This window comes from Acinetobacter sp. Li1LvA2, assembly GCF_056156705.1.
In genome coordinates this window covers 1-22,795 of sequence record NZ_JBSICF010000003.1, presented here as the reverse complement: position 1 = coordinate 22,795, position 22,795 = coordinate 1, and the positions used below count along the sequence as shown (strand labels likewise).

Here is a 22,795-nt window from a genome sequence, read left to right as displayed (position 1 = left end):
ATGATATTAAACAGTATGGAAAGAATTATCTAAGAAGTTATCAGTAAGTAATGACTGAGGTACGATAGTATGCGTTGTATTTGTTACACTAGTTACTGTAGACGTTACTCCACCGAGTAGGCTGCCACTTGTTAATCCACCAAGTAAATTAGAAATGACATCTAAGCCACCTTGACCAGTCACCCCACCAGTTAAGCTACCCACGATATCCGTTACGATACCAATAGGGTTTTCTGTGCCACCTGTAACGCCACCAGTTAAATCGCCTAGAAGGTCAGTCACTACACCGAGTGGACTATCACCGCTAACACTACCAGTTAAACCTCCAAGAAGATCAGTCACTACGCCAAGAGGGCTATCACCACCAGTAACTTCACCAATAGTGCCTGTTACACCGCCAAGGATTTCTGTTAATAAACCAGTTGCAGTAGAGCCATTAGTAATAAGTGTACCGATAATGCCCGTCGCTGATTCAGTTGCACCTTGAATATCACCATCGACTAAGTCAGATACAACTTCAAGAGCACCATTAACTGTGTCGCGAGAAGTTTCAAAAGTTAGTGTGCCGAGGTCTGCAATTTCAGAAACAGGATGTTCTACTTGTGGAAGAATACCGATAATTGTATCTGCTACTGTATCAATACCAGTGTTGATAATTTCAGTTTTTAGGCTTTCAACGCCTTGAAGAATATCGATACCGCCTTGAACTACGTCGATCACTGGAGAGATCGGAGATGTTCCACCACCAATACCACCTGTTACGCCGCCGATGATGTCAGTTACGACTTCAAGAGGGTTACCAGCAGCACCGCCCGTTACACCGCCGATGATGTCAGTCACAACTTCAAGAGGATTACCAGCAACGCCGCCTGTTACACCGCCGATGATGTCAGTCACAACTTCAAGAGGGTTACCACCAACTCCACCTGTTACGCCACCGATGATGTCAGTCACAACTTCAAGAGGATTACCGCCAACACCACCTGTTACGCCACCGATGATGTCAGTCACAACTTCAAGAGGGTTGCCGCTAACACCGCCTGTTAAGCCACCAACTACATCTGTAACACTTCCTGCAACACCAGTGATAATACCAGCAGCAGTTGTACCATTATTGATAAGTGTACCCAGAATACTAGTTGCTGATTCAGTTGCACCTTGGATATCTCCGCCAACTAAATCAGAAACAACTTCAAGTGCACCGTTTACCGTGTCGCGAGATGTTTCGAAAGTTAATGTGCCGAGGTCTGCAATTTCAGAAACAGGATGTTCAGTTTGTGGGAGAATACCAATGATTGTGTCGGCAACAGTGTCGATACCTATATTAATAATTTCAGTTTTTAGGCTTTCAACGCCTTGAAGAATATCGATACCGCCTTGAACTACGTCGATTACTGGAGAAATTGGTGATGTGCCGCCACCGATACCACCCGTTACGCCACCGATGATGTCGGTTACGACTTCAAGAGGATTACCGCCAACACCACCTGTTACGCCACCGATGATGTCAGTCACAACTTCAAGAGGGTTGCCGCTAACACCGCCTGTTACGCCACCAACTACATCTGTAATACTTCCAACCACACCAGTGACAATACCTGTAGCAGTTGTACCATTATTGATAAGTGTTTCAACAATACCTGTTGCTGACGCAGTTGCGCCTGAGATATCTCCACCGACTAAATCAGAAAAAACTTCAAGAGCACCATTTACCGTGTCGCGAGAAGTTTCAAAAGTTAATGTGCCAAGTTCTGCAATTTCAGAAACAGGATGTTCAGTTTGTGGGAGTACTCCAATGATTGTTCCAGCAACAGTTTCAATGCCAGTGTTGATAATTTCAGTTTTTAGGCTTTCGACACCCTGAAGAATATCAATACCACCTTGAACGACATCAATGACTGGGGAAATTGATGAAGTTCCGCCAGTTACACCACCTACAACATTGGTTACTGTTTCTAATGGGTTTGTAGAGTCGACAGTACCGGTTACAGTGCCAATCACATCAGAAACTAAGCCTGTTGTTGTGTGGGTAACAGTATTCGTTACTGTAGAAATAACATTTGAAAGTAAGCCTGATGTTGAAACGTGTGCATCAACAGAGGAGTCCGTGTTTACCGTGGTATTTACCGATACAACATTACCCAAGTCTTGAGTAACTTTTGAAATCGAAGATACGAGATTTTTTAGTAAAAACATGTTGGTCTATTTCCTATATAATTATGTATTTTTAAGTAAGTATTATTTATTGCGCTACATAATTAATGAGATGTATATCTCATTAATTGGAATTTAGTATTGGTTAGATATCAAAAGCTGTCAATGTGTATTTTTGGTCACATTTTTTAATATTAAATAATATTTAAAGAAAGAATAATTCATTTCATTTAGACGTAAAAATAATAATGGTTTTTATATAATATTTTTTTAATTAATTATATTTTTTCTTATATTTCCACTTATTTGAAGCAGTATATTAGATAAATTTTACTGAAGTCTATAATGTTAAGGCTTAGCTAGAAATATATTATTTCTATAATGTTGAGTGAAATGGTCGACTTTAGCTTTTAGATATATGGCGAAATACATCAAAAAGTCTATAAAACTTATTTGAAAAAAAATATTTCAAATACATCTTAGGTAAGAAAGTCTTCAATAATTTTAGCTACTATTTTATGTAAAAGAGGGGTGTGGCTAAGAACTAGACGGTTGATGACAGAAAGATGAAAAAAGGCTTCCTAAGCCTTAAAAAATGCGTATAATGCGCAACATCAAGTACGCGCTCATAGCTCAGCTGGATAGAGCACTTGGCTACGAACTAAGGGGTCGGGAGTTCGAATCTCTCTGAGCGCACCACTTGAAGAATTAACCGCTATATATAGCGGTTTTTTTGTGCCTATTTTTTGTCATTTCTATTAAAAGCTAGTGCCCGTGGCAACCAGCTTTGAACAAAATTAAAAGTAGAAAATTAGCCAAATGTTTTAAAGCGGCTTTCATCTTCAATAAAAGCTTTTTCTCCGGCTTCGCCTTCGATTGAACCAAATACTAATTGAGCTCTTAATTTCCAATGAGCGGGAAAATTAAAAGTGGCATTAATTTTCTCATCAATGATTGGATTATAGTGTTGCAAAGAAGCACCAATGCCTTGTTCAGCCAGTATGTTCCATACCGCAAATTGTGCAATTGCTGTTGAGTGCTCAGACCAGATTGGAAAATTATCTGCATATGTTTCAAATTGCTCTTGTAGACCTTTAATTACATGCTGGTCTTCAAAAAATAAAACTGTACCTACACCCGCCGAAAAACTTTGAATTTTCTGTTCAGTTCCTGTTAGGGCTTCTGCTGGAATAAGCGTTTTTAATACATCTAAAACAATATTCCAAAAATTTTGGTGGGATTGATCAAATAAAATCACAACGCGAGAAGACTGGGAGTTAAATGCAGATGGGCTATGTTTTACAGCCTCTTGAATTAATTTTTCAATTTCAGTTGGAGACCGTTTTAAGTTCTTTCCTATTGAATAAATTGAACGACGTTTTTTAATTAATTCTAAAAAGCTTGATTCATTTGAGAGGTTCTTCTCTTGAGTGGTTTGCGTAACCACATCTTTGGAGACTGTTACTTTTTGATTTAAGCCAAATAATTTTGCAAAAAAAGACATGAGACATTCTACTAAGCAGGTGATGCTCTTATTGTAGAAATTTTAAAAAGTGAAATAAGCTCAAAAAATATGAATCTACGTTCCATATATGCAACGAAAAATATTTTGCAACCAAACCATAACAGCTCCTTTTAAACAAAACAAAAAATAGCCTTTGATTCATTTTAAAGCTGAAATGAATATGCTCTAATAGTTTCGATTTATTGAGTATTGATGCATTGCAATGACTGAGCAAAAAACAGCTTTATCTTTACGTTACTATTTGAATTTAGAAGAATCACAAGATGGATTTTCGTTAGTAACATTTGGGAAAAAACAATTTACCCGTTTTCTAACACCTGCGATTAGTATTGCAATTATTATCTGGGGACTTTATTTAGGTTTCTCTGGCGTTGGTCGATATTATGTTGGATTAGGTTTGTTTTTTCTAGTAATGCAAGGGTTGATGCGTTATTGGCTTTTACCGATGTTATTTAAACGTCAATTTGTTCGTTACCAGTTTGGAAAGAGTGAGCAGGGAATCGACCTTTATCAAGATTATTTTGAGCTTTATTCCAGTGAACGTAAGCAAGTAGTGCAATATGCGGATGTGCAAACCTTTGCTAAAGGTAAGCTGACGTACATGATTGAGTTAAAAAACAAAACTGTAATTATTGTTCCAAAACGAGCATTTGCACAGGCTTCAGATCAAACGATATTTGAAAACACATTTAAGAAATAAATTATTGGAATTATTAGCCGCAACAACAAAGGAAGCCTCATGAATACTCGTCCTTCAAAAATCGTTTGCGTAGGCAGAAGCTATGCTGATCATGTCAAAGAATTAAATAATGCTATGCCTGACAAGCCTATATTATTTATTAAACCACCTAGTAGTTTGATTGGTTTAAATGACGGTATTTCCTGGAATTCAGCTTGGGGTAGTTGTCATTTTGAGTGTGAATTAGTTTTACGCATTGATCAACCTTTAAAAGGTGAAATAGATCCTGCAAAAGCATTAAAAGCGATTGGTGCGGTAACATTAGGTCTGGATTTAACAATGCGTGATTTACAGAATGATCTAAAAAGTAAAGGTCATCCATGGGAACGTGCAAAAGCTTTTGACGGTGCTTGTGTATTAGCTGATTGGGTAGATGTGAGCGAAATTACAGATTGGCAAGAAACTAAATTCACTTTCCATATTAATGATGAATTACGTCAAGATGGTAATACGGCATTATTAATGTTTACTATTGGTGATCTATTAGCTGATATTAATCAGGTCTTTTCACTAGAACCAGGTGATGTAATTATGACAGGTTCACCTGCTGGTGTTGGGCCATTACACTCGGGTGATCACTTAAAAATGACATTGAAAGGTGCAACGCAAGATTTTGTATGGAAAACTTTTGTGAAAGTATAAGCTATTCCTAAATTTTCCAATAAAAAAACCCTATTATTTTTCAATAGTAGGGTTTTTTATTGTCTAGAAGTGGGAGATATTTATATTAATAAATAGTTTTATTTTTTCTATTTCTCTTCAAAAATTGTTGAAAGAGGAATTGAAAGTTTTGCAGCTAAATAATCATTAGACTCGATTAAGGCAGGACCAATTTTTTCCATCCATTCATCGTCATCATGTACATTTTGAACATCTTGGCGTAAAGGTAATGGGTATGGAAGAGCGGTAAAGAAAGTCCAAAAGTCGACTTGAGACAAATTACGTGCAAGAACATATTCATCTTTATCTGTGCGTTTAACTAAATTTTGCTCTTCAAGTAAAAGGACATATGAAGGCCAGCGCCCAATCTCTCCACGGCCTAAAATTTCTAAAGCCTCTTTGTCACTTACACTTTCACCAACTTTTTGCTTTTTATAAAATAGTTCTAAAATATCGAGTAACATTAGTACAGGATGTCTTTTTTGCTCTTTGCCTGAATGGAAAGCGGTAAGTGCAAAACTCACTTCGACCCCAAGTAAAACAATATTCCAAGACAAGAAAACCCATAATAGAAAAATAGGTACTGCTGCAAATGCTCCGTATATAATTTCATAACTGGTAAAGTTTGACATCAAAAAGCCAAATAAGTTCTTGAGTATTTCAAACAATACAGCACTCAAACATGCGGCAATTGCTGCTGAAAATAGCGGAACTGTGCGGTTGGGAATAGTCCAATATAAAATAAAGAACCCCAAAACAGTAAGAAGAAAAGAAATGAGCCAAAGTAGAAAGGCACCATCAAGTTGATAACCTGTAAAGTTATTACTTAATAAATTCATCGATGCAACAGTTGATGAAATAACAAAGGCACTACCTAAGATAATGGGACCAAGCGAAATAATAGTCCAGTAGCGCATAAAACCCACAATACCACTGCGGGTTTCTTTTACTCGCCAAATACGATTAAAGGCAGTTTCAATTGTTGTCAGCATTAGAACTGTTGTGACGAATAAAAATAGCACGCCAATTACAGTCAAGTTGCTCGACTTTTCTGTAAAAGCATTAAGGGCTTTATCAAATGCGATGGTACTTTTAGGTAAAAAATTACTATAAATTAAATGTTGAAGCTGTTGTCTTGCAGGTTCTAACGCTTTAATTGAAGAAATAATTACTAAAAAAACCGTTAGCATCGGTACAACCGCAAATAGTGTTGTATAGGTAAGAGAGCCTGCTTGTTCACGGCACCGATCAGCTTCAAAACGCTTAAATACATATAAAACGAACTGAAACCAGGTTTTATTATAAAAAGGAAGTTTCTTTAAAAAACGTTGTAACATACGTCGTCTATCCCGATTTTTTTAGTCATCATGTTGGGCGATTAATAGCTTATCAAAGTATGAGCTGAAGAACTCAAATCGTAGATTAAAGCAAAATAATAACTTATAGAATTAAAGTCGTTCTGTAAGTTTACTATGCGCTATAGAAAAAATTGTAGCCATAATCTTTTCAGAAAAGTTGGCTTTCTGTTGTGTGATCATAAGATTCATCAAAAGTTGGTGAACCTTTTACTCAAGGAATTTGAGAAATTTGCTCGTGTTGCCTTTAACGCTAAACAATCAATCACCTCTAGAATTTCATAAAATTGGCTTCGCCAAAAAAATAAAAAATACCGTATAGTGTTCTTTTTAACAAAATTCATGAAACCGATGCAACCTTACGTTCTTGTACTTTATTACAGTAAATATGGTTCTACTAAAGAAATGGCTCATTTAATTGCCAATGGCATTGAATCTACGGGCATGGCAGTGAAAATTCGTACAGTACCGAATATAGCTCCAGTAGTCGTCGAAGCCGAACCAAGTATTCCGGCAGAAGGTGACATTTATTGTACTTTAGATGATTTAGCAAATTGTGCTGGTTTGGCCTTAGGTTCTCCAACTCGCTTTGGCAATATGGCGAGTGAAATGAAGTATTTTTGGGATCAAACGACGAGTCTCTGGCTAAATGGGGCATTACACAGTAAACCTGCTTGTGTTTTTACCACTTCTGGATCAATGCATGGTGGGCAGGAGAGTACTTTACTCACGATGCTACCGCCGTTATTTCATCACGGGATGATGATTTTGGGATTACCAAATGCAATTCCAGCTTTATCCAATACTAAAACAGGTGGAACACCATATGGGGCAAGTCATGTAAGCGGACCTCGCCATGACCAGAGTTTAAGTCAGGATGAAAAGATTTTGTGTGAAGCTCAGGGCAAACGTTTGGGTGAGGTTGTTAAAAAGCTTTTAGTTTCGCTTTAAACAGTTAAAAAAAAGAGCGGATATCCGCTCTTTTTCTTTTGCACAATTTATTCTTTTACAAAGGTAACTTTGCCATCTGTAAGAGATAGAACACGTGCTAATGACTCAACTCGGTAGCCTTTTTCAAGCAATAAATCACGGCCCGGTTGGAATGATTTTTCAATCACAATACCAACCCCCACAACTTCTGCATTTGCTTGGTGAATTAAATCAATTAGTCCTAATGCTGCTTGGCCATTCGCCAAGAAGTCATCAATAACTAATGCTTTATCAGTTGAATGAAGGTGTTTGTTTGAAATCGCAATTGTACTTTCAGTTTGTTTAGTAAAACTAAATACCTTAGAGCGATATAAGTCATCTTTTAGTGTCAATGACTGATATTTACGAGCGAAAATTACAGGTACACCAAGTTCCAAACCTGCCATGATTGCAGGTGCAATACCTGATGCTTCAATGGTAATAATCTTGGTAATCCCTGCATCTTTAAAGCGAGCGGCAAATTCTTTACCAATCTGCTGCATTAATACAGGATCAATTTGGTGGTTTAAGAAAGCGTCGACTTTCAAGACTTGATCAGATAGAACGATACCTTCTGTTAAGATTTTCTGTTCTAGTGCGTGCACGGGAGAATCCTCTAGACGGATGCTTTTAAAGCAAATGCGTATTTTAAAAAGCATCCGAAAAAATGCAAGCTTTAATTCGTTTTACCTGTATAACTTGTTAATAACAGGCCATAAGAAGTTTTACCATCAACATGGCTGACTTTAACTGGTAAGTAGTCCAATTTAGGTGCTAACCAGAAAATAGTATTACGGTCTGGTTTACCATGTTCTAAAACAACTTTTACGGTATCGAATGTGCCATAAGAAGTTTTAATTCTCTCATTGCCTTGTTTTACAAAACGACGATTTTCAACTTCTTTTGCATCGGCAAGAGGGTATGAGGTTTTAAGTGAACCATTTTTTAAATCTTCACGCACTTGTAATTCTGCATTTAACTCATCAAGTACACCAGCCTGCCAAGCAAATGAACGAGCTTTATCATCTTTCTTGGTAGAAATAGTTTTGTTGTTTGGATTAAAGTTAATATTCATGGTGTTGTTATGAATCAAAATTTTGCTGGTACGGCTAAAACTTTGAGATCCAATTTTACCATTAGCAAAACTAAATTTACTTGTTTCACTTGCTGAAGCAATTCCACCTGCTTTTGCCGTGAAATTATAAGTCCAATTATTACCTTGCTGGCTTAAGGTGCGTGTAGCTGAACCCATACCTTTATTATTATAAGTGAACTGATAATTTGCCTGAAATGGGCTCATGGCAAGTGCATGGCTTGAGAAACCTGCAAAAAGCAAAGTTGTTGAAATACCTGTTGCGATGCCAAACGATTTCAGAAATTTTGTTGCCATAAGTAAATATCCTTGTACAGACTGAAAAGTCAGTGCTGATGCATCTATAACTTAAACATATTATGCCTGTTGATCATGGAGAAAAAATCAGGATTTATGCTAAATGTGTAATCTATTTGTGTTTTTTGGCAGTTAATTCATTTTTATTCATCACAGCGCTATACATCTTTTTGCTGGATTGGTGTGATTTCAGAATCTTCTAATTCATCTTCAAAATCATCGTCCTGATCACGGTAAAGTAATGCTGCTAAATTCACATTTCCAAATACGACTAACTCAGCCTCACGAACTCGTGCGTAATTTACATGCACTTTACTTAATGTCTCGATAATACTGGCTTTTTTACCAAACCAGCGATTGAGATCAAGGAATATGAGTTCATCACGTTCTTCTGCTACATTAAAACGTTCCAGAATCATTCCTAAAGGATCTTTTTTCAAAATTTTATGATAGTAAAAAACCGCGGCTTTTACGGCAATCTTCTGCCAAAAGTTTTTATATTTCGCTTCAATAATTTGTGTATTACTAATTTGTTCAAAAACTAAAAGCTGTTGTTCTTGATTAAATTCCATCTGAATCAGTTTTAAATCAACAGATAGTGTCGTCTCTAGGCCTTTTACATGCAGGGTTGCATATAACCTTAACCAGTCATGATAAAGATCCGCGTGAAGGTCATCTAGAAATTCAACATTATTGGTAACATAACGTTGTAAAGTCGCATTCAGAAAGGTTTGTGATAACGTAAAATCTCTTTCTTCTTCGATGAATGCTTCTGCTTTTTGGTAGACCTTTTTAAGGCGTCTGACTAACGAGGAAAATAGCGTTTGCATAAAAGAACTTCCAGAAGATAATTTACTTAAGAACCAACACAATCTTTATTATGATAAAAAACGAGTTTTGATATTGCAGTGTAACAAATTTAATTGATACATTTTGACAAAATGAAAATGGATAAAACTCTATATTTGAAGTGAATCACACTTTTATCCAGATTTGAATATCAGTTTATATTTTATTCGGTATTAAACCGTGGGGATAAGGCATTTATATGCTTTTAAGATTATGTTGAACAAAAGAAGTCTATCTATAGAGCCTTTTTACCATTGGTGGCAAGACCGAGTCTTTATTGCTGCAACAATATTGGCAATCTTACTGCATGTTTTTGTGTTGCTCATCCACTTTGCCATGCCTAGCCCGTCAGAGCAATCTACTAAAGAAATTGCAATTTCAATTCGATCAAGCAATGAGCCAGTTCAGCAGTCAGACTTTTTAGCACAAGCGGACCAGCAGGGTTCGGGCACATTTCGTGAAGCCCACCGTACCTCTAGTGATACTCCAAATCCGATGCCTAATGATGCTTCAACTGGAAATGCAGAGTTAGAAAGTTTACAAAAGGTTCAGCAGCAAAGAGAGCTTAAATTTGAAGAAAAAGTCTTAATGACTGTTTTGAGTTGGCAAAAACAAGCTGATGCGAGTCAAAGGAAAAAAGAACTAGAACAATTACAAAGTCAATTTCAGGCAAAAGCTGCGATGGTTGCGAGTCTTGAAGCACAATATTTACAACGTAGACAAGATTTCAGTCGGCAACAAAAAATCAAAACTGTAGATGGAATTCAAGCGAAAAAAGATGCTTCGGCTGTTTATTTAGATAAGTTCCGTGAAAAAGTAGAGTTGTATGGTAATCGCTATTATCCAGAAGAAGCCAAACAACAACAGCTAAGAGGCGAAGTCCGTTTAATGGTGATTTTGAATGCTCAAGGAGGAATTCGTGCAATTCGATTACTTGAAAGCTCAGGACACTCAATATTAGATGAAGCAGCTAAGTCTTCAGTACGTCGTGGTGCACCATTTGGGCATTTCGATGCCAATATGAAAGATATTTCTGAATTACGTATTGTACGTACGTGGCGTTTCGATCCGGCTCAAGCAGAATTTGAAGTACATTAATAAAAAATGTGGATAAGTCTTAGCTTATCCACATTGATTATAATCAATTAGAACAAATCCCATTTGAAGACAGATTATGTTTTTCTTCTAATCAATAATGATTAAATCTGTTCTTGGTAAGGATTTTCGATGTTCAGCTTTGCTAGAATTTCGACTTCAATCCCTTCCATTTCCTCTGCATCTTCATCACTGGTTTCATGATCATAACCAAGCAAATGTAAAACACCATGTACTAATAGATGTGCAAAATGGTTTTGGGCAGTTTTTTTCTGTTCTAATGCTTCTTGTAATACCACTGGAATACAAATAACTAAATCACCTAGAGGTAAGGCATCAAGCATTGGTAAAACTTCTTCAGGAATATCACTTGGAAATGATAAAACATTAGTTGGTTTATCTTTTTCTCGATATTGCAGATTAAGTTGTTGGCTTTCTGCTAAATCGACACAAGCAACGCCAATTTCGCAATCTTCTTTATAGCCAACGTGGCGTAAAGTTGTCTCAATAATTTTTTTGAGTTGAGCTCGTTTGAGCTCTAACTCAGGTGATTGAAAGTCTTGTTGTAAACTTAAACTGATTTTCAAAATAAATCCTTAAGCATCCTGATGTTGCAAGTCTGCTGCTGTATCGTTTTCAGCAACTAATGCCTCTTGACGTGCTTTGCGTTCAGCACGTGCTTCAGCATTAAGACGCTGTTGTTCACCATCCCATCCTTCATACGCTTCAACGATTTTTTGAACCAGTTGGTGACGTACAACGTCACGGGAATGGAAACGGGTAATATGAATTTCTGTAATATTTTCGAGTACGCGAAGTGCGTGTGCCAAACCAGATTGTTGACCTCGAGGTAAGTCTACTTGAGTAATGTCACCTGTAATCACTGCACGAGAGCCAAAACCTAAACGGGTCAAGAACATTTTCATTTGTTCTGGTGTTGTGTTTTGAGCTTCATCCAAAATGACAAATGAATGGTTAAGTGTACGACCACGCATATATGCAAGAGGCGCAACCTCAATTACTTGACGCTCGATTAACTTAGCAACTTTTTCAAAGCCAAGCATTTCGTAAAGTGCATCGTAAAGAGGACGTAAATAGGGGTCAATTTTCTGGGTTAAATCACCGGGTAAGAAACCCAGCTTTTCTCCAGCTTCCACAGCAGGACGTACAAGTAAAATCCGCTGGATTTCGTTACGTTCTAGCATGTCTACGGCGGCAGCAACTGCTAAATAGGTTTTACCTGTACCAGCAGGGCCTACACCAAAAGAAATGTCGCTTTGTAAAATACGTTGTACATAACGTTTTTGATTGGCACCACGTGGATTAATGCGGCCTTTTCGAGTCTGGAAATAGACATCAAGCGGCGCATCGTGTTCATCCATTTCGTCACCAACCAACTCGAAATTGCGTTCAGTTTGTGACGATTGAATGAGGAGGTGTAATAGATCAGCACTGATTTGCTGGGATACCTCAGACTCTTCGTAGAGTCGTTGCAATAATGCTTCGGCTCTCCCAACAGCATCTATTTCACCATCTATGTGAAAAACATCTCCACGATGAGTAATTTTGACATCTAAACGCTGTTCAATTTGCTTCAGGTGCCCATTATAGGCACCTAGAATGCTCTTTAAACGTTCCATTGAAATTTCAGGAAATGTTACGGTACGTCGAATCGCTGCAGTCAAGAGAAAACCTTTCAGTAGACTTTAGAATACCTCTACATTACGCCACGTCAGGTTCAAGATTCAAGAGCTCACCGTAAACAAAATTTAAAGTTTTAATTTCAGTAATCTCGATCTCTGCAAAACGACCAACCCAAGTTGCATCACCAACGAAAGTGACTAGGCGTGTATTGTCAGCAGTACCAATTAAAATATTAGGGTCTTGATCAGATACTTTTTCAATAAGTACACGTTCAATTTTACCTAACATGGCATCTGTTTTTTCAATACTAGACTGTTTAATGACTTTCTGAACTTGAGCTAAACGCTCTTTTTTAACTTGCTCAGGTGTGGTGTCTGGCAAGTCCGATGCAGGTGTACCTGGGCGTTTCGAATAAACAAAACTATAAGAATGGTCGAAGTCTAAATATTTGATAAATTGCAATGTTTCTGCAAAATTTTCATCAGTTTCACCAGGGAAGCCAATAATAAAATCACTTGATAAATGCATATCTGGACGAATTTTACGTAGCTTCGCAATTTTATCGATATAAACATCAATCGTGTGATTTCGCTTCATTGCCTGTAAAACGTCATTCGAACCACTTTGAACAGGCAAATGTAAATGTGACACCATTTGAGGTAAATCTTCATAGCACTGAATTAGCTCATCAGAGAACTCAAGTGGGTGCGATGTTGTATAGCGTAAGCGTCCAATACCCGGAATTTCTGCAACGAGTCGTAACAATTCAGGGAAAGTACAGATGCCACCTTCGAAGGTTTCACCACGATAACCATTTACATTTTGACCAAGAAGTGAAATTTCACGCACACCTTTTTCAGCAAGGCCTGCAATTTCTGCAAGTACATCGTCTAGAGGTCGAGAAACTTCTTCACCGCGTGTATATGGAACTACACAGAAAGAACAGTATTTAGAACAGCCTTCCATAATAGAAACAAATGCTTTAAAGCCTTCTACGCGTGGTTCTGGTAAAAAGTCGAACTTTTCAATATCTGGAAAAGAAATATCAACGAGTTTGATTTTGTCTTTTTTAGGTTTTTCTACTTGAGCATTATGTTGATCAAGCATTTGTGGTAAACGGTGTAATGTTTGAGGGCCAAAAATCATGTCTACATAAGGCGCACGTTTTTGAATATTGTCGCCTTCTTGAGAGGCAACACACCCACCGACACCAATCACAAGATCTGGATTTTTGTCTTTTAGTTTGCGCCAGCGCCCTAATTCACTAAATACTTTTTCCTGTGCTTTTTCACGGATAGAACACGTATTCATGAGCAGAATGTCTGCTTCATTAGGGTTGCTCGTTAAAATGTAACCGTGAGAGTCCCCTAAAAGGTCTGCCATACGGTGACTGTCATACTCATTCATCTGACACCCTTGAGTTTCAATATAAAGTTTTTTTATTGAAACATCAGTGGTGTGCGTTGGCTGGGTAACAGTGTTTTCTGAGGCAGCTTTGGCACCATTGGGAATGAAGGTTTGAACCGTCATGCAGGCTCCTAACAGATCGATCTAAAAAAGAATAAATTTGCCCAAAATGGGTCAAACCATTCATTATAGCAGCATTTGGACTGAACCCATAACAGTAAACCTTTAGAAGGTGACACCATTTTTTTGAAGTAAATTATGTGAATTTTAATGATGTTGAATCATAGAGTTACATAACACAACAAAAGAAAGCACGAAGACTAATTAAACTATGCTTTGAAGGTGAATAGTCAGGGTTTAACACATTTATGAGACCAAGTAGAAAGAGCTCATCAATCCATAGTCGTCTAATGAAAAATAAATATATGCATCGTAGCTGGTTAGGAGCTATGTGTTTACTTGGTTGTTCATTTACCTATGCTGCCGAAGAGCAGTTCAATGATGCGTTAAATGCTGCAAATAGTGGCAATACCGCTTTATTAGACCAATATCAGCTTGCTATGCAAAATGATGTATTGGGGTACTATCCAGAATATTGGAAACTTAATACCAATCTTGGCTTTCAACCTTCAGCTTCGATTATAAGTTTTGCTCAACGTTATCCTCAATCAGCAATGGCTGAGAAATTAGCAGCCGATTATGTTGAAGAAAAAGTTAAACAAGCTGACTTCGCATCTGCACAACCTTTACTATCTTATGTCACCAACCCAGATCAGGCCGAAAATTGTGCATTGGCACAGGTGAGAGCCAAAACCGGGGATGCATTAGTTTTTGCTGAATATAAAGATGTATGGTTAGCCACCGAATCGCAACCTGAATCTTGTGTGGGGCTCGGACGCTTGATGTTATCTAGCCCATTAATGAGTCAGCAAGATAAGCAACAGCGCCTTTGGGTGCAATTACGTTCTGGTTTAACGGGGCAGGCACTTGCTACGGCGCAGACTTTAGGTATGAATTTGTCTTTGGCTCAGCTTAATCAAATTCAGGCTAACCCACTCAATTATTTGTGGAGTGCGCCTAAAACAAATGATACAGACTATGCTTATTTGATTTTTGCATTAGGTCGTTTGGCTAATAATGACTTACCTAATGCTTTTTCAAACGTACAACGTGTCGCTCAAGGTACACCAGAGAATATACAAAAGTATTTATATAGAACGGTGGCTTATATTGGTGGGACCACGGTCATGAAAAATAATTTCAATCGTGAAGTTCTTCAATATTTTGATGCAAGTTACGGTTATCCTCTAAGCCCTGAGGAAGCTGAAATTTATGCGCGTCAGGCAATTCGATTTGGTGCGTGGGAAAGTTTAATTCGTGCCATTGATGCTATGAGCGTGACACAAAAACAAGAAGATCGTTGGCAATATTGGCTTGCTCGTGCAACAGAGCAGCGCAATGACAGTAATTCAAAAAATACTGCGCAACGTATTTATAAGAAGTTAGCTGAAAGTGGCGATGACTATCATAACCTTTTAGCAAAAGATCGTTTGGGCGAACGTTATAATCACCAACCTTATGATGATCAACCTACAGCAAGTGATTTACGCCGTTTAGACCAGAATATTCATTTTAATCGTGCTTTTACTTTACGACGTATTAATGCAAATCCAACCTATACCAATCGAGAATGGAACTGGGCAGTTCGACAAGCTTATCTTCAACATGATGATGGTGTGTTGTTAGCTGCTGCAAAGCGTGCTCATGATATGGGATGGTATGACCGTGCGATTTATGCAGCAGATCGTACAACAAATAAACATAATGATACGTATCGCTATGTGACACCCCATAAGACTAATGTCGTAAGTCATAGTTACAATGCAGGAATTGATCCAGCGTGGGCTTATGGTTTAATGCGACAAGAAAGCCGATTTGTTACTTCCGCACGTTCTCACGTTGGAGCGGGTGGACTTATGCAAATTATGCCTGATACGGCAAAGTTGATTGCACGTCAAATGGGCGAAACCTATAATCCAGCGGCATTAAATGAAATGAATACCAATATTCGTTATGGTACATTTTATTTGTCGATGATTCAGGGACAATTAAGCAATAATCCAGTTTTGGCAACGGCAGGTTATAATGCTGGACCTAATCGGGCAAGACGTTGGCAACCGGACTTTCAATCAATTTCGGCTGACCAATATACAGAGACAATTCCATTGTTAGAAACCAGAGACTATGTCAAGCATGTTATGACGAATGCAACACATTATGGTGTGATATTGGGGCAAGGAGCTCAATCATTATCACAACGTATGAAAGTCATTCCAATGCGTACATCGCCTTAAGTTTAGGTGGTTGATGATGGATCTTCTTTTAATTGGCATATTCAAGTTTTAATTAAATGAAATATAGATATTTGGAACTTCGTTCAATTTTGCAACTTGCATGGTGGCTTATCTGTGCAGGGGTAGGATTGATGAGTTCCGTTTTGCATGCCGAACCTGTTAATTTACAGGGATATGTTATGCACGTACAAATGACACCTGCCGCATGTGCGTTAGATCCCTCTAAACAAAAACAACGTAAATGTCTTGAAGGATATTCACTGACAATTACGGGCCTTATGCCTGAAACAAATCAGACCGATTGTTCAACAGAAAGTTCGGCCGCTCTTTCCCCATTGCAAGCCAAAGTCGTAGCTCGGGTCATGCCTGACAATAATGCGCGTGTACAGCTTTGGAAAAGTGTAGGGGGATGTGTTCCTATGAATGCAAGTCAATATTTCCGGACAGTCATTAACTTTGCTGAACGTTTAAAAATTCCAGCTAGCCTTACCAGTTCGACAAATGTTGAAATTCAACAGTCGGCCTTAAAACAGCAATTTACTCGTCTTAATCCGAGCTTGCCTCAAAATGGTATTCGTTTGACTTGTCAGTTATCACGTTCAGATGTTGTTTTAACGGAAGTGAAGGTGTGTTACACGGTAAAAGGCCAATATAAACAATGTGCAAATCATGTGGTATCGAATTGCCCAGGTGAAATCACGATTAAAGGTAGTTATTAAAGGTAACTATCATTTCGTAAAAAAATGCTGACCATACATTGAATCTATTTGTAAAGATTAATTTGTATTTTCTATCAGACTTTTGGTGAAAATGAGTCGCTTTTACATGCATCTGCCACATCTTTAGAGTACAATCTTTGCCGTTTATGATGATTTGGTTAGATGGAATTCCTATTTAGCCCGATTAAGGACACTCATTGGAGACAATTACATGAAGCAACCCGTTCGTGTTGCCGTGACTGGCGCTGCAGGTCAAATTGGTTACAGCTTATTATTCCGTATCGCAAGCGGTGAAATGTTAGGTAAAGATCAACCTGTTATTTTACAATTGCTTGAAGTTCCAGTTGAAAAAGCTCAACAAGCGCTTAAAGGCGTAATGATGGAACTTGATGACTGTGCTTTCCCTTTATTGGCTGGCATGATCGGGACTGATGATCCGAAAGTTGCATTTAAAGATGCTGACTACGCTTTATTGGTAGGTTCTCGTCCACGTGGTCCTGGTATGGAACGTGCTGACTTGTTAAAAGTTAACGGTGAAATTTTCATCGGTCAAGGTCAAGCATTAAACGAAGTTGCTAGTCGTGACGTTAAAGTATTAGTTGTAGGTAACCCTGCAAACACTAACGCTTACATCGCTATGAACTCTGCTCCAGACCTTCCAGCGAAAAACTTTACTGCTATGTTGCGTCTTGACCACAACCGTGCGTTGACTCAAGTTGCTCAAAAAGCTGGTGTTGCTGTTGCTGATATTGAACACTTAACAGTTTGGGGCAACCACTCTCCGACAATGTATGCTGACTACCGTTTTGCAACAGCAAATGGCGAAAGCTTAAAAGACAAAATCAACGATGCGGCATGGAACAAAGATGTGTTCCTTCCAACTGTTGGTAAACGTGGTGCTGCGATTATCGAAGCACGTGGTTTGTCTTCTGCTGCTTCTGCTGCTAACGCTGCAATTGACCATATGCGCGACTGGGCACTTGGCACAAACGGCAAATGGGTAACTATGGGTATTCCATCTGACGGTTCTTATGGTATTCCAGAAGGCGTTATGTTCGGTTTCCCTGTAACAACTGAAAACGGTGAATACAAAATCGTTCAAGGTTTAGAAATTGATGAATTCAGCCGTGAACGTATTAACTTTACGTTAAATGAGCTTGAAGAAGAACGTGCAGCAATTGCTGACATGTTGAAATAATTTATCTTTTTGATAAGTTTAAAAAAGCACTCTTTTTAGAGTGCTTTTTTATATTTAATCATTTGAAACAAAACACAAAAAACAACAAGAAAATATAAACATTATCATGCATATAAAAAGGTTTTATTGTTAGATTAGTTAATAGATGATTTAAAACAAGTTATAGGAGAATAACAATGTTTGAGCAGCAACCTACTTTAGAGCTTTTATTTGATCAGCTGGGTTTGGATTCAGATGAAGCAAGCATCGAAAACTTTATCAAAACACATCAATTGCCTGCTGAACAGAAATTACATGAAGCCTCTTTTTGGTCAAAAGGTCAAAGTGATTTTTTAAAGAGCCATTGGGAAAAAGATGATGAATGGATTGTGGTGATTGATGAACTTAATGAACAACTACATGAAGATAGTGTGAAAAAATAAACGAATAAAACAAAGGCCTGTTTTATATTCAATATATAAAACAGGCCTAATTACATTAACTTTTTAATGTGTCTTTATTTTTAATTGATCCTTGTACCATGGCTCATGACGCACAAGGTCAAATACAGGTTGGCCATGAAGCAATTCAAGATCACACGTGCTTGTTGATAGATATTTAGTTAACCAATGGCGTGTCAATGCCGACTCTTGTCGAGCGGCTGACGCATAAGCCAAGAAGAAATAAATATCAGCATGTTCATGATGTGCTAATGGCTTCAAAATTTGTTGAGTAATCAACGCAAAACGTTTTTCTTTATTTAGTTCAAAATAAAGCATATACGCTTTGGCCAAGTGTAGAGACAAATTAAGATATAAGCTCAAAGGCATTTCTTCATATTCCATACGAGCTTGTTCAAGCAAAACAATCGCTTCTTGTAAAAAATGAAGTTGTTCTTGGCGAACACGACTTAATACGACAAGTTGCATGCGTAACTCGGCACGCTCCAAAGCAAGTTCAGGCGTATTTTCAGTCAAATAAAGTTGGTCTGTTTCACCAATTCGGTTCACAATTGTTTTACTTTCAATAGACATACGCCATTACCTTCTTTAATCAATAGCTTTTATATCGGGTTCATTTACCAAATTTAAAGAGTAATCATTAAACCCAAATCGAATTTCCGCTACGAAGCCAAGCTGTGATAGAGAGTCTTTGTTGTTTTGAAGTTAATACTTCATGTAATAAATTGCTTTGAAATATTACAAGTCGATTTGGCTCTGGATTAACAATATGCCACTTCTCATTTTTATCTTGCAGTCGCAGTTGACCACCCCAATCTTCTTGCCATTCTGGATGTAAATAATAAACGGTTGAGATAATACGATCATTTTTTTGCTGAGGATTGTCTCGGTGTAAAGCATAAAACTCACCCAAACCATAACGGGCGAAATGAGCTTCCACTTCTTTAATTCCTAAATAGAATGCTTGATTTAGATTTTGTGAGAAAGAAGTTAAGGTCTCAATGTGCTGTTGAGCAATAGGAAGTTGATCATTAATCCAGAGAATATGGTCGCTACGGATATTACTCATCACGCCGTTTTGAATACCAGCTTCTCTAAATTCATCAATATGATGGCTACACTCATTAGCGACTTGAGCGCGATATTGATCCGAATAGGCTTGATTAATAATCGCAAAGCCATGCGTATTTAAATCATCTAGAATTTGATCCAGATTCCATGAGTCCGGAAGCGGGTGAGAGAGCATATAACCTCGAGTAGATCGTAAAATATCAAGCCGCTCTATTTTAGATGATCACAACCTTACGAAAGAATATTTTTTTCATGTTAAACTATTTGTTGAATTGAGGAATTAAAGTCAACATGAATTACCGTCACCATTTCCATGCGGGCAACTTTGCAGATGTTATGAAGCATGTGCTTTTGCTACAGCTTCTCAACCGTTTAAATGCTAAAGATAAACCTTATCGTTATATCGATACGCATGGAGGTGCAGGAAAATATGATTTATCTCTGGCGCCTGCACAAAAGTCTGGAGAGTTTCTTACAGGCATTCACCGTCTAGTTCAAATATCTGAAATGGAAAAGCGTCAGGCACCTGAAGCAATCCAGCAATATTTGAAGTTGGTAGAACAGCTACGCTCTGAAGAAGGCAAAGGTAGTTATCCAGGTTCACCATGGTTTGCTTTGCAAGGCATGCGTGAAATTGATAAGGCAACAATTTTTGAAATGCAACGCGATGTCTTTCAACAATTGCGACACAATATTTATGACAAACGTGCAGGTTTACATGAACGTGATGCCTATGAAGGTTTGCTTGGCGTAATTCCGCCAAAAGAAAAACGTGGCTTGGTCATGATTGATCCGCCTTATGAATTAGAGCGTAAAGATTTTCCGCAATTAGTTGAACTGTTACAACAAGCTCATAAGAAATGGCCAACAGGCGTTTTTGCAGTTTGGTATCCAATTAAAGACCGAGCGATGATTGAACGTTTTGAAAAGAAAATGTTTAAAACAGGAATTCGCCGTCAGTTAGTCTGCGAAATTTGTGTATGGCCAGATGATACACCTGTAGGTTTGAATGGTTGTGGTCTATTAGTAATTAACCCACCTTGGCAGTTCTCTGAACAAGCTGACCAGGCTCTACAGTGGTTATTCCCGCATCTACGCATGCAAGAAACTGGTGGTCACGCTGCTGTTCGCTGGTTAGTAGGTGAGTAACAGTTAACTTAAATCAATGCACATGTTTGGAATAGAAAATAATGACAAATGCCCCTAAACCAGAGCAAGATTTAACTCATAATGAACATTCATTTGATGGGATTACATTCGAAGTGGTTGAAGAAGAGGATAATCCGGAAGGACAAAAAGTGAAGCGCCGAGGTATTTATCTTTGGCCTAACTTAATTACGACAGCCGCTTTGTTGTCTGGTTTCTATTCCATCATTGCAAGTATGAATGGGGATTTTACCCAAGCTATTTATGCCATTTTTATAGCAGCGCTTCTAGATGGTCTAGATGGTCGAGTTGCTCGTGCTATTGGTGCACAAAGTGCTTTTGGCGAGCAATATGATTCCCTTTCTGATTTATTGGCTTTTGGTGTGGCTCCGGCAATGCTGATGTATAGCTGGAGTTTGCATGATTTAGGCCGTATTGGGTTAGCATGTTGTTTTGTTTATACAGCATGTGCAGCTTTCCGTTTAGCACGTTTCAATGTACAAATTGGTGTTGTTGATAAGCGCTATTTTATTGGGATTGCAAGTCCACTCGCTGCCATTATCATTATTTCCCTTGTTTGGGTTGCTCGCGATTATCCTTTCATTTTTGATTTACGTGATATAGCGATTAAATCCATTAATGCTGTGATTATGGTTGTTGTGGGGTTGCTCATGATTTCCAATATTAAATATTACTCTTTCAAACAAATGGACCGTAAGCGCGTTCCCTTTGTAGTTATGTTGCCAGTAGTACTGATTTTTGCAGCAATCACTTATAATATTCCAATGGGCATTTTGACTGTTTCAATTCTCTATGCTCTTTCTGGTTTTGTTACGACACTATTTGCACGCAAGAGTAACGAAACAATAAAAACATAAAATAGAAGAGGTTCAGTATGCCTAAGTTGATAAGTCAAATTAATCAATTACAGCAGCTGGGCCTGAATGCTAAAGAGGGGGTTGTATATCAGCCTTCTCGCGGCTTTTTTAAAATAGTTTATCAAGGCTTAATCCTTCCAAATTTACCTGCTCCACTGCGTTACTTTAATTACATTAGTCTAGTTGGGCAGCCACGAATTCCTCTTTGTTATAACGCTCACACCATTACAACTTCGGCAATTGATACTGCAACTGTGCTTGTAAGTAATAGCCAACATAGTGTGGGACATTTAAAAACTTATTCTATTCGGCGGCAGTGCCAGTTTGACTCAGAACAATACAAGTTTGATAAAACAGACTTGATTGAGTGGAAAATCCCAAAGATCCATCTTCAGAGATTAGACCTAGAAATGGGTTGTAATCTTACTATTCATATTTCAGAAAATATCTCTAATAATTCTGCATTGCAGTGGGGTGTTTCGGACTATTGGTCAACACTATGTTTATGTGAAGGTGAAGTTTTTTATAAAGGGCAAAAGTATCAAGTTGAAGGGTTGGGACGATTTAAACACGCAAGAGCCCTGCATTTACCGTTCTTATCTTTATGTTTTTACACATGCCAAATTATTAATTTAAATGAAACGACTCAGCTTGCATTTTCACAAATAAGAAATCAGTGGAATATCATATTGTGTTCAAGATTAGATATTCAAGAACTTGGGAAGCCTGTTGAGAGCTTTACTGAAGATGTAAACTTACATATCCATCGCGTTTATCCAAAAGTTAGAACACCGAACGGTAAAGAGATGTATTTACCCAGAGAATTTTCTTGGCAGTGTAAGAAAAATGGAAAAATTATTTTTGAACTTTATGCACAAAGCCGTGGCGACTACAAGTTTGGGTTAGCTGCTGGATATGTAGGAAGCTTTCAATACCAATTAAGTTGGAATGAACAATGTCTACAAGGTGAGGGTGGATATTGTGAATATATTGATTGTCGCCCACTTAGATGGCAGGAAAAGAATCAAGACGAGAAAATTTTAGATAAATTGATGCTTTTACAGCCATGTTTATATAAAAAATGATTGTTTTTAGTGTTTTTGATTAAAAAGCGAACTGTTGTTGCACTAATGTTAAAAAAGGGGTTGTCAAAGGTTTTTAATGGTCTATAATGCACATCCATCGGCGGTGATGCAGATAGA

The 22,795-nt window shown here is 37.9% G+C and carries 21 protein-coding genes, 1 tRNA gene and 1 pseudogene; 12 read left to right on the top strand and 11 right to left on the bottom strand.

What is annotated here, in order from left to right; translation table 11 throughout:
• Positions 1-6: 6 nt before the first annotated feature.
• Complete coding sequence (locus tag ACS604_RS07325; RefSeq protein WP_474771017.1) at positions 7-2,196, bottom strand: beta strand repeat-containing protein; 2,190 nt, start codon at positions 2,194-2,196, stop codon at positions 7-9.
• Positions 2,197-2,776: 580 nt separating this feature from the next.
• Here ACS604_RS07325 and ACS604_RS07320 point away from each other — a divergent pair.
• Positions 2,777-2,853 (top strand) — tRNA-Arg (locus ACS604_RS07320).
• Between the two features lie 112 nt (positions 2,854-2,965).
• On the opposite strand, the gene ACS604_RS07315 is transcribed toward ACS604_RS07320, so the two are convergent.
• The gene (locus ACS604_RS07315; protein WP_474771015.1) at positions 2,966-3,658 is read right to left on the bottom strand and encodes a nitroreductase family protein; all 693 of its coding nucleotides are present in this window, start codon (positions 3,656-3,658) and stop codon (positions 2,966-2,968) included.
• 223 nt (positions 3,659-3,881) lie between these two features.
• Here ACS604_RS07315 and ACS604_RS07310 point away from each other — a divergent pair, with 223 nt between their 5' ends.
• Both ACS604_RS07310 and ACS604_RS07305 read left to right on the top strand, forming a co-directional pair.
• A complete protein-coding gene (locus tag ACS604_RS07310) occupies positions 3,882-4,379 on the top strand; it encodes a YcxB family protein (RefSeq protein WP_238612737.1) in 498 nt (165 codons plus the stop codon).
• A 39-nt stretch (positions 4,380-4,418) separates the two neighbouring features.
• Entirely contained in the window at positions 4,419-5,060 is a 642-nt protein-coding gene (locus ACS604_RS07305) for a fumarylacetoacetate hydrolase family protein (protein ID WP_474771013.1), read from the top strand.
• A 107-nt stretch (positions 5,061-5,167) separates the two neighbouring features.
• On the opposite strand, the gene ACS604_RS07300 is transcribed toward ACS604_RS07305, so the two are convergent.
• Positions 5,168-6,415: a YihY family inner membrane protein gene (locus tag ACS604_RS07300; protein WP_004789583.1), complete on the bottom strand. Its 1,248-nt coding sequence runs from the start codon at positions 6,413-6,415 to the stop codon at positions 5,168-5,170.
• A 360-nt stretch (positions 6,416-6,775) separates the two neighbouring features.
• Between ACS604_RS07300 and wrbA the strand changes: the two genes are divergently transcribed.
• Positions 6,776-7,384 carry an NAD(P)H:quinone oxidoreductase gene (wrbA, locus tag ACS604_RS07295; protein WP_474771010.1) on the top strand — a complete coding sequence of 203 codons (609 nt, stop codon included), beginning with the start codon at positions 6,776-6,778 and terminating at the stop codon, positions 7,382-7,384.
• A 47-nt stretch (positions 7,385-7,431) separates the two neighbouring features.
• Here the strand turns inward: wrbA and ACS604_RS07290 are convergent, their stop codons facing one another.
• The 3 genes from ACS604_RS07290 to ACS604_RS07280 form a co-directional block, all read right to left on the bottom strand.
• On the bottom strand, positions 7,432-8,007 hold the full coding sequence (locus ACS604_RS07290) for a xanthine phosphoribosyltransferase (RefSeq protein WP_004789579.1): 576 nt from the start codon (positions 8,005-8,007) through the stop codon (positions 7,432-7,434).
• Between the two features lie 71 nt (positions 8,008-8,078).
• The gene (locus ACS604_RS07285) at positions 8,079-8,792 is read right to left on the bottom strand and encodes a DUF3108 domain-containing protein (protein ID WP_474771008.1); all 714 of its coding nucleotides are present in this window, start codon (positions 8,790-8,792) and stop codon (positions 8,079-8,081) included.
• A gap of 158 nt (positions 8,793-8,950) precedes the next feature.
• Positions 8,951-9,622, bottom strand: coding sequence for a hypothetical protein (locus ACS604_RS07280; protein ID WP_174728801.1), 672 nt, complete (start codon positions 9,620-9,622; stop codon positions 8,951-8,953).
• A gap of 232 nt (positions 9,623-9,854) precedes the next feature.
• Here ACS604_RS07280 and ACS604_RS07275 point away from each other — a divergent pair, with 232 nt between their 5' ends.
• Positions 9,855-10,739, top strand: coding sequence for an energy transducer TonB (locus ACS604_RS07275; protein ID WP_474771006.1), 885 nt, complete (start codon positions 9,855-9,857; stop codon positions 10,737-10,739).
• Positions 10,740-10,840: 101 nt separating this feature from the next.
• Here the strand turns inward: ACS604_RS07275 and ybeY are convergent, their stop codons facing one another.
• From ybeY to miaB, 3 genes are read right to left on the bottom strand one after another with little or no spacing between them, the layout of a single operon-like run.
• On the bottom strand, positions 10,841-11,323 hold the full coding sequence (gene ybeY / locus ACS604_RS07270) for an rRNA maturation RNase YbeY (protein WP_004789571.1): 483 nt from the start codon (positions 11,321-11,323) through the stop codon (positions 10,841-10,843).
• 9 nt (positions 11,324-11,332) lie between these two features.
• Entirely contained in the window at positions 11,333-12,421 is a 1,089-nt protein-coding gene (locus ACS604_RS07265) for a PhoH family protein (protein WP_004789570.1), read from the bottom strand.
• 37 nt (positions 12,422-12,458) lie between these two features.
• Positions 12,459-13,910, bottom strand: coding sequence for a tRNA (N6-isopentenyl adenosine(37)-C2)-methylthiotransferase MiaB (gene miaB / locus ACS604_RS07260; protein WP_474771004.1), 1,452 nt, complete (start codon positions 13,908-13,910; stop codon positions 12,459-12,461).
• 287 nt (positions 13,911-14,197) lie between these two features.
• Between miaB and ACS604_RS07255 the strand changes: the two genes are divergently transcribed.
• The 4 genes from ACS604_RS07255 to ACS604_RS07240 all read left to right on the top strand — a co-directional run bounded on the left by ACS604_RS07255 (position 14,198) and on the right by ACS604_RS07240 (position 18,480).
• A complete protein-coding gene (locus ACS604_RS07255; protein ID WP_474771002.1) occupies positions 14,198-16,141 on the top strand; it encodes a lytic transglycosylase domain-containing protein in 1,944 nt (647 codons plus the stop codon).
• Positions 16,142-16,197: 56 nt separating this feature from the next.
• Positions 16,198-16,860 carry a ribonuclease T2 family protein gene (locus ACS604_RS07250; protein WP_004789563.1) on the top strand — a complete coding sequence of 221 codons (663 nt, stop codon included), beginning with the start codon at positions 16,198-16,200 and terminating at the stop codon, positions 16,858-16,860.
• 211 nt (positions 16,861-17,071) lie between these two features.
• Positions 17,072-18,058: a malate dehydrogenase gene (locus ACS604_RS07245; protein ID WP_003653591.1), complete on the top strand. Its 987-nt coding sequence runs from the start codon at positions 17,072-17,074 to the stop codon at positions 18,056-18,058.
• 176 nt (positions 18,059-18,234) lie between these two features.
• On the top strand, positions 18,235-18,480 hold the full coding sequence (locus ACS604_RS07240; RefSeq protein WP_002119522.1) for a DUF2789 family protein: 246 nt from the start codon (positions 18,235-18,237) through the stop codon (positions 18,478-18,480).
• Positions 18,481-18,543: 63 nt separating this feature from the next.
• Here the strand turns inward: ACS604_RS07240 and ACS604_RS07235 are convergent, their stop codons facing one another.
• Positions 18,544-19,071 (bottom strand): hypothetical protein, encoded by a 528-nt coding sequence (locus tag ACS604_RS07235; protein ID WP_004789562.1) that lies wholly within the window; start codon positions 19,069-19,071, stop codon positions 18,544-18,546.
• A gap of 67 nt (positions 19,072-19,138) precedes the next feature.
• Complete coding sequence (locus tag ACS604_RS07230) at positions 19,139-19,744, bottom strand: 2OG-Fe(II) oxygenase (RefSeq protein WP_353158132.1); 606 nt, start codon at positions 19,742-19,744, stop codon at positions 19,139-19,141.
• Between the two features lie 116 nt (positions 19,745-19,860).
• Here ACS604_RS07230 and ACS604_RS07225 point away from each other — a divergent pair, with 116 nt between their 5' ends.
• The 3 genes and pseudogenes from ACS604_RS07225 to ACS604_RS07215 all read left to right on the top strand — a co-directional run bounded on the left by ACS604_RS07225 (position 19,861) and on the right by ACS604_RS07215 (position 22,688).
• A complete protein-coding gene (locus tag ACS604_RS07225; RefSeq protein ID WP_004789560.1) occupies positions 19,861-20,718 on the top strand; it encodes a 23S rRNA (adenine(2030)-N(6))-methyltransferase RlmJ in 858 nt (285 codons plus the stop codon).
• Between the two features lie 41 nt (positions 20,719-20,759).
• Positions 20,760-21,593, top strand: a complete 834-nt coding sequence (gene pssA / locus ACS604_RS07220; RefSeq protein ID WP_004789558.1) for a CDP-diacylglycerol--serine O-phosphatidyltransferase — start codon at positions 20,760-20,762, stop codon at positions 21,591-21,593.
• Between the two features lie 17 nt (positions 21,594-21,610).
• Positions 21,611-22,688: pseudogene (locus tag ACS604_RS07215) on the top strand (DUF6670 family protein).
• Positions 22,689-22,795 lie beyond the last annotated feature (107 nt).